This window comes from uncultured Cedecea sp. (assembly GCF_947498825.1).
Taxonomy (GTDB): Bacteria; Pseudomonadota; Gammaproteobacteria; order Enterobacterales; family Enterobacteriaceae; genus JGM124.
The window spans coordinates 1-10,865 of the sequence record NZ_CANMLV010000042.1; the positions used below are offsets into that span (position 1 = coordinate 1).

Annotated in this window: 11 protein-coding genes, 3 tRNA genes and 4 other RNA genes; all 18 read right to left on the minus strand. The window is 47.3% G+C overall.

Annotated elements, in window-relative coordinates; genetic code table 11:
• Positions 1-34: 34 nt before the first annotated feature.
• A tRNA-Lys gene (locus tag Q1A40_RS22450) sits at positions 35-110 on the minus strand.
• A gap of 33 nt (positions 111-143) precedes the next feature.
• Positions 144-270, minus strand: a non-coding RNA gene (locus tag Q1A40_RS22455) — RtT sRNA.
• A 12-nt stretch (positions 271-282) separates the two neighbouring features.
• A non-coding RNA gene (locus Q1A40_RS22460) (RtT sRNA) lies at positions 283-409 on the minus strand.
• 12 nt (positions 410-421) lie between these two features.
• Positions 422-497 (minus strand) — tRNA-Lys (locus Q1A40_RS22465).
• Between the two features lie 34 nt (positions 498-531).
• Positions 532-658: non-coding RNA, RtT sRNA (locus tag Q1A40_RS22470), on the minus strand.
• Between the two features lie 12 nt (positions 659-670).
• Positions 671-797, minus strand: a non-coding RNA gene (locus Q1A40_RS22475) — RtT sRNA.
• Positions 798-809: 12 nt separating this feature from the next.
• Positions 810-885: transfer RNA gene (locus Q1A40_RS22480), tRNA-Lys, on the minus strand.
• A gap of 165 nt (positions 886-1,050) precedes the next feature.
• Positions 1,051-1,830, minus strand: coding sequence for a cell division protein CpoB (cpoB, locus tag Q1A40_RS22485; RefSeq protein WP_300005906.1), 780 nt, complete (start codon positions 1,828-1,830; stop codon positions 1,051-1,053).
• A gap of 9 nt (positions 1,831-1,839) precedes the next feature.
• Entirely contained in the window at positions 1,840-2,352 is a 513-nt protein-coding gene (gene pal / locus Q1A40_RS22490; RefSeq protein WP_300005909.1) for a peptidoglycan-associated lipoprotein Pal, read from the minus strand.
• A 33-nt stretch (positions 2,353-2,385) separates the two neighbouring features.
• Complete coding sequence (gene tolB, locus Q1A40_RS22495; protein WP_300005937.1) at positions 2,386-3,678, minus strand: Tol-Pal system beta propeller repeat protein TolB; 1,293 nt, start codon at positions 3,676-3,678, stop codon at positions 2,386-2,388.
• Between the two features lie 116 nt (positions 3,679-3,794).
• Positions 3,795-5,009, minus strand: a complete 1,215-nt coding sequence (gene tolA / locus Q1A40_RS22500) for a cell envelope integrity protein TolA (protein WP_300005912.1) — start codon at positions 5,007-5,009, stop codon at positions 3,795-3,797.
• A 32-nt stretch (positions 5,010-5,041) separates the two neighbouring features.
• Complete coding sequence (gene tolR / locus Q1A40_RS22505; RefSeq protein ID WP_300005915.1) at positions 5,042-5,467, minus strand: colicin uptake protein TolR; 426 nt, start codon at positions 5,465-5,467, stop codon at positions 5,042-5,044.
• Positions 5,468-5,480: 13 nt separating this feature from the next.
• Positions 5,481-6,167, minus strand: a complete 687-nt coding sequence (gene tolQ, locus Q1A40_RS22510) for a Tol-Pal system protein TolQ (protein ID WP_300005918.1) — start codon at positions 6,165-6,167, stop codon at positions 5,481-5,483.
• A complete protein-coding gene (ybgC, locus tag Q1A40_RS22515) occupies positions 6,164-6,568 on the minus strand; it encodes a tol-pal system-associated acyl-CoA thioesterase (RefSeq protein ID WP_300005921.1) in 405 nt (134 codons plus the stop codon). Before ybgC ends, tolQ begins: the two co-directional genes overlap by 4 nt.
• Positions 6,569-6,713: 145 nt before the next feature.
• Positions 6,714-7,007, minus strand: coding sequence for a cyd operon protein YbgE (gene ybgE, locus Q1A40_RS22520; RefSeq protein WP_300005924.1), 294 nt, complete (start codon positions 7,005-7,007; stop codon positions 6,714-6,716).
• Complete coding sequence (gene cydX, locus Q1A40_RS22525; RefSeq protein WP_300005928.1) at positions 7,007-7,126, minus strand: cytochrome bd-I oxidase subunit CydX; 120 nt, start codon at positions 7,124-7,126, stop codon at positions 7,007-7,009. Before cydX ends, ybgE begins: the two co-directional genes overlap by 1 nt.
• 13 nt (positions 7,127-7,139) lie before the next feature.
• Positions 7,140-8,279: a cytochrome d ubiquinol oxidase subunit II gene (cydB, locus tag Q1A40_RS22530; RefSeq protein ID WP_300005931.1), complete on the minus strand. Its 1,140-nt coding sequence runs from the start codon at positions 8,277-8,279 to the stop codon at positions 7,140-7,142.
• Between the two features lie 15 nt (positions 8,280-8,294).
• Positions 8,295-9,863, minus strand: a complete 1,569-nt coding sequence (gene cydA / locus Q1A40_RS22535; protein ID WP_300005934.1) for a cytochrome ubiquinol oxidase subunit I — start codon at positions 9,861-9,863, stop codon at positions 8,295-8,297.
• Between the last annotated feature and the right edge of the window lie 1,002 nt (positions 9,864-10,865).

Here is a 10,865-nt window from a genome sequence, read left to right on the forward strand (position 1 = left end):
AGCAAAAAGGCGCCTTTAGGGCGCCTTTCTACATTGGTGGGTCGTGCAGGATTCGAACCTGCGACCAATTGATTAAAAGTCAACTGCTCTACCAACTGAGCTAACGACCCGCACTTGCGGTGTACATCATGATATTTCGTAATTGGTGTGTTGTGCAGGATGATTCGGCCTTTGGCCTCACCCTTCAGGTCGTTGCTAAAGCAACGCTGTTTCGCTTTCGCTCCACTCGAACCTGCTGCAGGTTCAAACCCTACACGAAAAACACCCTGTATCATTTTAAATTGGTGGATCGTGCAGGATGATTCGGCCTTTGGCCTCACCCTTCGGGCCGTTGCTAAAGCAACGTTGTTTCGCTTTCGCTCCACTCGAACCTGCTACAGGTTCGAACCCTACACGAAAAACACCGTGTATCATTCTAAATTGGTGGGTCGTGCAGGATTCGAACCTGCGACCAATTGATTAAAAGTCAACTGCTCTACCAACTGAGCTAACGACCCTGATTTACGAAATACTGTGTTGCTAAACTAAAACAGGTGGGTCGTGCAGGATGATTCGGCCTTTGGCCTCACCCTTCGGGTCGTTGCTAAAGCAACGTTGTTTCGCTTTCGCTCCACTCGAACCTGCTACAGGTTCGAACCCTACACGAAAAACACCGTGTACCATACTAAATTGGTGGGTCGTGCAGGATGATTCGGCCTTTGGCCTCACCCTTCGGGTCGTTGCTAAAGCAACGCTGTTTCGCTTTCGCTCCACTCGAACCTGCTACAGGTTCGAACCCTACACGAAAAACACCGTGTACCATACTAAATTGGTGGGTCGTGCAGGATTCGAACCTGCGACCAATTGATTAAAAGTCAACTGCTCTACCAACTGAGCTAACGACCCATTTTAGTATGTATTCCAGGTAGTAACATCATCCCTGGGCAACGGCGGCATATATTACTGCTTTAAGAATTTGACGCAACAAATATTTCGACTTAAATCACACAACTGCTGGCTTTTCATGCGGCACGACCAGAAAAACAACAATTCCTGGTCAGGACGCAAACACTATAAGCCGGTTAAACGCTTCTGCGCTTGTTTAGCACCGTCACTACCTGGATACTGTTTAACAACCTGCTGATAGACCGCTTTAGCTTTAGCCTTCTCGCCTTTGTCCTGCATGATAATGCCGACCTTTAACATGGCGTCAGAAGCTTTAGGAGATTTAGGGTAGTTTTTTACTACAGACGCGAAGTAAAACGTCGCATCATCTCTTTTACCCTTATTATAATTCAGCTGACCGAGCCAGTAATTCGCATTAGGCAAATAGGTTGAGTCCGGATAAGCCTTTATGAAATTCTGGAAAGCAGTGATAGCTTCATCCTGACGAGCGTTATCACGCATCAGAGCTATCGCTGCGTTATAGTCACTGTTGGCATCGCTTCCCTGAACGGCGACAGCTGGAGCTGTTGCTGCCGCGTTCTGGTCAGGCGTTGCCGTTGTTGCTGAGTTAGCGCTGGTATCTGCTGCCGTATTGCCATTACTCAGACCGTCTATCTGCAACATAATACTTTTTTGACGCTCAACAACTTGGTTCAGCTGGTACTGGCTTTCCTGAATCTGCCCCCGCAGGACATCGATATCATTCTGGCTAGCAGACAGCTGCTGTTGAAACTGAGTCAAAAGCTGGCTATGAGCATTAGAAATACGCTCAAGTTGGGTGACACGGTCATCGACCGAGCCTGAGCCGACACTACTGATTGGCGCTTGTGCAATAGCGGCCCATGGAGCCGCTATGCCAACCAGTAGCGGCAGACTCAACAAGTGAGTTCTGAGGCTACCAATCATGTGATGCTCTTAGTAAACCAGTACGGCACGACGGTTTTTAGCGTAAGCCGCTTCGTCATGACCCAGTACTGCAGGTTTTTCTTTACCGTAAGAAACGATGGAGATCTGGTCTGCAGAAACGCCTCTACCTTGCAGGTACATTTTAACAGCGTTAGCACGACGTTCGCCCAGGGAGATGTTGTACTCTGGGGTACCGCGCTCATCCGCATGACCTTCTACGGTCACTTTGTATGATGGATTGCTACGCAGGAAGTTAGCGTGGGAGTCCAGCATGTTCGCAAACTCCGGGCTCACGTCATATTTGTCGAGACCGAAGTAAACGATGTTGTTCTGCTGCAATTGTTGCATCTGCAGACGAGCTTGCTCGTCAGAAGACATGCTGCCGTTACTCATACCAGTGCCGGCACCCAACATACCTTCACCGCTTTGATCATTGTTGGCGCTCTTGTTAGAAGAACATGCCGCAATGGCCATAACCGGCAGAGCAATAAGCAGCCCTTTCAGCACTTTATTCAGTTGCATTTCTTTGATCCTTTAATAATCAATTTATTGTTATCACTGATACGGCGACCAGGCAGGGAATTTGACCTGTCCATCAGTTGCCGGAAGACGCGCTTTGAAACGCCCATCTGTTGAAACCAAATTCAGCACGGAACCCATTCCTTGAGAGGAACTGTAGATTACCATTGTGCCGTTAGGGGCCAAGCTCGGCGTTTCGTCCAGGAACGTCGACGTTAAATTCATCACGCCACCCGTCTCCAGATCTTGTTTGGCGATATGTTGCTGTCCGCTGTTTGTGCTGACCATCACCATTAATTTGCCATCGGAACTCACATCAGCATTCTGATTCTGAGCACCTTCCCACGTCAGACGCTGTGCGCTTCCGCCGTTGATATTAATTTTATAGACTTGTGGACGACCTGACTGACCTGAAGTATAGGCCAGATTCTGGCTATCCGGGAACCATGATGGCTCAGTATTGCTGCTACGATCGTTGGTAATCTGACGAATTTGCCCGGAGTTAAGATCCATCACATAAATGTTCAGAGTACCGGTTTTCGACAGTGCGAATGCCAGTTTGCTGCCATCTGGAGAAAACGCAGGTGCCCCGTTATGCTGCGGGAATGAAGCAACCTGGCGGATAGCAGTGGTGTTCAGATCCTGAATAACCAGCGCAGAACGACCGCTTTCAAAAGTCACATAAGCCAGTTTGCGGCCATCCGGAGACCAGGCAGGTGACATCAGTGGCTGAGGCGAACGGTGGACCGTAAACTGATTGTAGCCATCGTAGTCAGAAACACGCAACTCATACGGGAACTGGCCTCCGTTGGTTTTCACCACATAAGCGATACGGGTGCGGAATGCGCCCTTAATCCCTGTCATTTTTTCAAATACGATATCGCTCGCACTATGAGCAGCAAGGCGGAGCAATTTTTTATCGACTTTGTAAGCGTTCTGAGCCAGAACAGTTCCCGGTGCACCCACAGTGTCGACTAACTGATAAGCAACAGTATAGCTGCCATCTGGGTTTGCGGTTAATTGCCCGACAACAACAGCATCAACGCCAACAGCACTCCAGAGAGCAGGTTGAACCTCCCCCACTGAGCCCGGCTGCTGTGGTAAACGTGCCGTTGCCAGCGGATTAAATTTACCACTGTTACGTAAGTCTGCCGCGACAATACCGGCGATATCTTCAGGTACGGCACCCGTGCCATTCCATTGGAAAGGAACAACGCCAATAGGACGACCAGAGTCAACCCCTTCGGTTATCTCGATACGTACTTCTGCATGCAACACCGTTGCCCACAGCATTAAGAAACCCAACGCTACACGTAATGCCTGCTTCATCATATCTCCCTTATCCAGGTAGTTTACCCGCGATAATCTAGCAGAATGTCAAAAAGTTTCTGACTCCTGTCCTTTAAACCTGGTAACTTTTCTCAGTTATGCGAGAAAAACGTTTACTACAGCTTAAAGTCAAGAGGTACATTTTTAAATACTTCATAAATGGCCGTACTCGGAGGCTTAGGCAGCTTCGCCTGTCGGGCAGCCACAAGAGCAGCCTGACATAACGCAGGATCGCCACCTTCAGATTTAATATCCAGTAACAAACCATCCGGAGCCATTCTTATCCGTAAAGTACAGGTTTTGCCAGCATAGGACGAGCTATCATAAAGTCTGCTCTGAATAGCGGCTTTTATTTGTCCCGCATAACCATCAATTTCAGCCTTAGACGGTCCACTACTTTTACCAGCTCCAGCGGAAGATGCAGCTTTTCCTGGTGCTCCGCTACCCGTTTTCGGCGCATTCTTATCCGAACTTAAGTCACCGATAAGATCGCCAACCCCTTCAGCCTGTTCTTTCTCCGCAGCGGCTTTCTCTGCGTCAGCCTTTTTCTTATCTGCTGCAGCTTTTGCCGCAGCAGCTTTCTCCGCGTCAGCCTTTTTCTTATCTGCTGCAGCTTTTGCCGCAGCGGCAGCTTTTTCAGCAGCGGCCTTTTCCGCGGCAGCAGCTTTTGCAGCCTCGGCTTTTTCAGCGGCGGCCTTTTCAGCAGCAGCTTGTTTCGCGGCTTCTGCGGCGGCGGCTTTCTTAGCAGCTTCTTCAGCTGCTTTTTTCTGTTCATCCGCGGCGGCTTTTTTCGCCGCTTCGGCTGCCGCTTTTGCATCTGCCGCAGCTTTCGCTGCCGCTTCAGCTTGTGCTTTAGCAGCTGCATCAGCCTGGGCTTTCGCTTCAGCCTGCGCTTTTGCTGCTGCGGCTTCCGCCTGTTTCTGTTGTTCCTGAGCCTGCTTAGCAGCCTCTTCGGCTTGTTTTTGCTGCTCGGCTTGCTGTTTAGTCCGTTGCTCTGCTGCCAGACGTTCTTTTTCCAGTTCTTTCAGACGCTTTTGTTCAGCAGCCTGTTTTTCCCGAAGCTCTTCCGCCTGTCGCTGAGCCTGTTTTTCTTGCTGCTCAGCTTTACGTTTACTGTCAGTCTGCTGTTGCTGTTGTCGATTGTAATTTTGAACTATAGCACCAGGATCGACCATAACGGCGTCGATAGACGACCCGCCACCGCTGGCAGATGTATCAATATATTCATCAAACGAGCTCCAGATCAGCAGCGCTATCAATAAGATATGAAACGCGACTGACCAGGATAGCGATCGTTTAAATTTAGCGTTTTCTTCAGTTGCCTTTGACACTATCGATATCCAAACGTTATACGCAAGATGGATCAGATGGGTTGAGTCATCAAACCAACGGACTTAACGCCTGCCTGATGCAACAGATTTAGCGCTTTGATAATTTCGTCATACGGAACTTCTTTCGCCCCGCCAATCAAAAACACAGTTTTCGGATTAGCTTCTAAGCGTTGTTGAACTTCGGCAACAACCTGCTCGGCTGGTAGCTGCTCCATACGATCTTTTTCAACCACAATGCTGTACTGCCCAATACCCGAAACTTCAATAATAACGGGTGGATTTTCGTTAGTACTCACAGTCTGAGAGTCTGTCGCATCCGGCAGATCGACTTCAACACTTTGCGTGATAATTGGTGTTGTTGCCATAAAAATAAGCAGCAATACCAGCAACACATCTAATAACGGAACAATATTGATTTCCGATTTTAGCTCACGACGACCACGTCTGACTCTGGCCATGACTTACCCCTTGTTACTGCTTTTCGCTGCTGGTAAAAGCCTGACGGTGCAGGATAGCCGTGAACTCTTCCATAAAGTTGTCGTAATTCAGTTCCAGCTTATTCACGCGCTGGTTAAGGCGGTTGTATGCCATTACCGCGGGAATTGCAGCGAACAAACCTATCGCTGTCGCGATCAGTGCTTCTGCGATACCAGGAGCAACCATCTGTAACGTGGCCTGTTTAGCCGCACCCAGTGCGATAAAGGCATGCATAATACCCCAGACAGTACCGAACAGACCGATATAAGGGCTTATCGAACCAACAGTACCAAGGAAAGGAATATGGGTTTCCAGGTTTTCCAGCTCACGGCTCATGGAAATACGCATAGCACGCGTGGCCCCATCAACCACCGCTTCTGGGGCATGAGTATTGGCTCGATGCAAACGGGCAAACTCTTTAAAACCAGAATAGAATATTTGCTCGCTACCGCCCAGGTTATCACGACGACCCTGACTTTCCTGGTACAGACGTGACAATTCAATACCAGACCAGAACTTGTCTTCAAACGCTTCTGCTTCACGGCTTGCAGCATTAAGGATACGCGTACGCTGAATAATGATTGCCCATGAGGCTATAGAAAAACCAATCAAAATCAACATGATGAGTTTGACCAGAAGGCTCGCCTTCAGGAACAAATCAAGAATATTCATGTCAGTCACTGCTTGAACTCCGCGACAATAGACTTGGGAAGCGCACGAGGCTTCATTAGGGATAAATCAACACAGACAATCAAAACCTCAGCCTGGTTGAGAACCTGATTTTCGGCGTTAACTATCCGCTGCGAAAACACCATTGAAGCGCCTCGCATCGATTTAACTTCACTTTGAATTTCGAGTAAATCGTCGAGTCGTGCTGGCGCAAGATACTCAACAGTCATTTTGCGCACCACAAAAGCCACATGCTCGGCTAGCAACATTTGTTGACTAAAACCTTGCTTACGCAGCATCTCAGTGCGTGCTCGTTCATAAAAAGCAATGTAACTGGCGTGATAAACAACACCACCGGCATCCGTGTCTTCGTAATAGACTCGTACCGGCCATGAAAATAGCGATGAACTCACAATACAATCCGGAAATACCATTAAACGCAGTTACTATACGCAAGAGAATGCGGCTTTGGAATGGGTTGAGATTAACGTTAAGTAAAAAATTATGAGCTGACAAAAACTCATAATTCTTTACTGAGAGGATCTGGCGGAAATATTATTAAGCGAAGAGCATAACCAATGCAGCAATCAGAACGATATCAGCCAGTAATGGGCAAAAAAAGGTCTGCCAGCGCAGTTTACGCGGACGAAATCCGACGCCATGTATGACGCCGGCACATATCGCCCACATCAAAGCATAACCATGCCAGATTTCAAATTCACTGGTCTTTGCTGCAAAACGGGTCGGATCCCAAAAGATCATACCCGCAAGCAGTAATGCCATCACTAAGGACAGGGCCCGTAAAGGGCCCTTGTCCATTACCGCATATAATTTTGCGATAATGGATTTCATTAGTGTTCTTCTTTTCCGTTTCCGGCCTTGCTGTCTTCTAACTGCTCAATTGCCAGAGCAGTGATAACACCAAATGCACAAGCCAGAAGCGTTCCCAGGATCCATGCAAAATACCACATAACTATCTCCTGATTAATACAAAGAGTGGGTGTTGCTTTCAATGTGCTCTTTAGTGATCCGACCAAACATTTTCCAGTAACACCAGATGGTGTAAGCCAGAATGATTGGAACGAAGATAATCGCAACATAGGTCATTACGTTCAGTGTCAGCTGACTCGAAGTCGCATCCCACATGGTCAGGCTCGCGTTCATCATAATGCTGGATGGCATAATGAATGGGAACATCGCAACGCCTGCAGTCAGGATCACACAAGCAATAGTCAGTGATGAGAACAGGAAAGCCATTGCCGGACGATTCAGACGAGACATCAGAATAGTCAACAGCGGTAACAGAACGCCCAGTGCAGGGATCACCCATAAGATTGGCGCATTATTAAAGTTTACCAGCCAGGCTCCCGCCTGCTGAGTCACTTCTTTAGTCAGTGGGTTAGACGGCGCTGTATGGTCCAGGACAGAAGTCACTACATAACCATCAATACCGTAGATAACCCAAACGCCAGCCAGAGCAAAAGCTACCATTGTCACCAGAGCTGAAATCTGCGCTGAAGCACGAGAGCGCAAGTTAAGCTCTCCAACAGTACGCATTTGCAGGTAGGTTGCGCCTTGAGCCAGAATCATAAACAAACTGACCACACCCGCTAACAGTGCAAACGGATTCAGCAACTGGAATAGGTTACCGGTATAGCTGATGCGCATATACTCATCAATAGAGAAAGGCACACCTTGCAGCAAGTTACCAAAAGCAACACCAATCACCAGAGGCGGAACAAAGCTACCAATGAAGATGCCCCAGTCCCACATACCACGCCAGCGGTTGTCTTCAATTTTGGAACGGTAATCAAAGCCAACCGGACGGAAGAACAGTGATGCCAGAACCAGAATCATCGCTGCATAAAAGCCGGAGAATGCAGTCGCATAAACTTGTGGCCAGGCGGCAAATAACGCACCACCCGCAGTGATAAGCCAGACCTGGTTACCATCCCAGTGTGGGGCGATAGAGTTTATCATGATACGTCTTTCGACATCGGTGCGGCCAATAACACGCGACAGCATACCGACACCCATATCAAAACCATCAGTGACAGCAAACCCTATTAGCAGAATGCCAACCAGCAGCCACCAAATAAAACGCAATATTTCGTAATCGATCATTTGAGAACTCCTGTCTTAGTGCGCCGTTTTAGAAGCCACTGTGGACTGCTCAAAGTGGTAACGACCTGTTTTCAGACTGCTCGGCCCAAGGCGTGCAAATTTGAACATCAGGAATAGCTCTGCAATCAGGAACAAGGTGTACAGACCACAAATCAGCGTGATAGAGAGGATAAGATCGCTTCTTTCCAGCGCTGAGTGCCCCATTACGGTTGGCAGAACTTCACCCACAACCCACGGCTGACGACCATATTCAGCGACAAACCAACCGGACTCAATGGCAATCCACGGCAGAGGAATACTGTAAAGCATAGCGCGCAGCAGCCATTTCTTCTCACCGATACGATTACGAATAACGCTCCAGAAGCAAACTGCAATAAGCACAAGCATCAGCAGCCCGCAAGCCACCATGATACGGAAAGCAAAGTACAGAGGCAGCACTTCAGGAATAGAGTCTTTTACCGCTGACTGAATTTGCTCTTCGGTTGCATCAGAGACATTCTCAGTATAGCGTTTAAGCAACAGGCCATAACCGAGGTCTTTTTTGATTTCGTTGAAGCTTTCACGTACAGCAGGATCAGCAGTACCGGTACGCAACTGCTCCAGCAGTTTATACGCGATCATCCCGTTACGGATACGTGCTTCATGCTGCACCATCAGCTCTTTCAGACCGGTGACTTGCTTGTCCAGAGAACGGGTAGCAATAATCCCGAGGGCATACGGAATTTCAATCGTGAAGCTGTTTGATTGTGTTTCCTGATTAGGAATTGCAAACAGATTGAAAGAGGCCGGAGCCGGCTGCGTTTCCCATTCAGCTTCAATTGCAGCCAGTTTGGTTTTCTGTACGTCACCGAGCTCATAACCAGAGTCATCGCCCAGAACCAGAACTGACAGAACCGCAGCCATACCGAAAGCGGAAGCAATAGCAAAAGAACGTTTTGCAAAAGCAACATCACGCCCTTTAAGCAAGTAGTAGGAACTGACGCCGAGAACAAACATTGCGCCGCAGGTATAGCCTGCTGCTACTGTATGAACGAACTTCACCTGAGCAACTGGGTTAAATACCAGTTCAGAGAAGCTCATCATTTCCATACGCATGGTTTCAAAATTGAAATCTGCCGCGATAGGGTTCTGCATCCAGCCGTTGGCTATCAGGATCCACAGTGCAGAGAAGTTTGAACCCAAAGCAACCAGCCAAGTCACACCCAAGTGCTGCACTTTGCTCAGACGATCCCAACCAAAGAAGAACAGACCGACAAAGGTTGACTCAAGGAAGAATGCCATCAGACCTTCAATGGCCAGAGGCGCACCGAAGATATCACCGACATAGTGAGAATAGTAAGACCAGTTAGTACCAAACTGGAATTCCATCGTCAGACCAGTAGCTACACCCAAAGCAAAGTTAATACCAAATAACTTGCCCCAGAATTTGGTCATATCTTTATAAATTTGCTTGCCAGACAAAACATATACCGTTTCCATGATGGCCAGCAGGAACGCCATACCCAGCGTCAGTGGCACAAAAAGGAAATGGTACATCGCGGTCAAGGCAAACTGTAATCGCGACAGTTCAACAATATCCAACATCTTGACTCCTTGCTCTTCGCATGAAGACTCCACACGTGGAACGAAAAACGCGCCACAACGCATGCCCTAATACAAATACATTTGCTTCCGCACACCCTTTGGAATCCGAAAATATTAAAAAACGGCTTCAAAGGTAAAGGTTACAAATACGTTAAAAAATAAATGAGACAGTTCGCAAATATATTACCCCGCAATGCCCTTACAATAAACAGGTATTCGCTGAATGTTTTTTGCGTTTCTAGACAATGTCTCATTTATAGATAAATTATCACTTTTTCGCCAGTTTGATCTAAGACATTTTCCAAATATTTATACCTTTGCAGGATTCTTTACTTATTGATCCAACTCAATTTAATAAGACTTGTTGATTATTTTGCACATTGATACTTATTGGTTACCTCAGTGTTAAAGAAGTGTATATTTAGTTTTATTTTATAGTGCGTAGTCGTTAATTAATAATCTGCAAGTTTATTTTTCAACTTAATCGAAATTTATATATTAAAAATGGATCACAAGATTTTGTTGTGGCAGAGACTTAAAATCGATACAGATGCTTTTCTAAAGCGTTCGGTATCTTTAACAGAGACAAAACATCCCGCGTATTACGGGCGGTCCTTAAGCTACTTTTGCTTCAAACTTACAGATAAATTCTCGCTTTATCTGGATAGCAAAATCAACAAACAAAGCTACTGGCCTAACGCTGTCCCCCTTCTTTTCCTGCCTGAAAAAACCGTAAAAAAGCAACATGTTCAGCGTGACTTAGAGGTTATTTTTTCCTTTCGACTACCTCAACAAACTCGGTGTAGTACCAAGCTTTTGCTCATCAATTAATCTTAGCAAAGCAATGTTACCATTGTTGAGTATCGGCCCATGGCATCGAAGGAGCTGAATCCAATCTTTGCTCCCCTCTCCTGTCTGTTATTCCATCGAGTAGGAGGCGGGATCGCTCCCGCCGTCCTCTCACACCACCGTACGTACGGTTCCGTATACGGCGGTTCATGT

Bases quoted from the DNA above. Each gene is read 5' to 3' on its own strand.
- pal (WP_300005909.1), bottom strand. From the start codon at position 2,352: ATGCAACTGAATAAAGTGCTGAAAGGGCTGCTTATTGCTCTGCCGGTT.
- cydX (WP_300005928.1), bottom strand. From the start codon at position 7,126: ATGTGGTATTTTGCATGGATCCTGGGAACGCTTCTGGCTTGTGCATTT.
- tolR (WP_300005915.1), bottom strand. From the start codon at position 5,467: ATGGCCAGAGTCAGACGTGGTCGTCGTGAGCTAAAATCGGAAATCAAT.
- ybgE (WP_300005924.1), bottom strand. From the start codon at position 7,007: ATGAAATCCATTATCGCAAAATTATATGCGGTAATGGACAAGGGCCCT.
- cpoB (WP_300005906.1), bottom strand. From the start codon at position 1,830: ATGATTGGTAGCCTCAGAACTCACTTGTTGAGTCTGCCGCTACTGGTT.
- tolB (WP_300005937.1), bottom strand. From the start codon at position 3,678: ATGAAGCAGGCATTACGTGTAGCGTTGGGTTTCTTAATGCTGTGGGCA.
- cydB (WP_300005931.1), bottom strand. From the start codon at position 8,279: ATGATCGATTACGAAATATTGCGTTTTATTTGGTGGCTGCTGGTTGGC.
- cydA (WP_300005934.1), bottom strand. From the start codon at position 9,863: ATGTTGGATATTGTTGAACTGTCGCGATTACAGTTTGCCTTGACCGCG.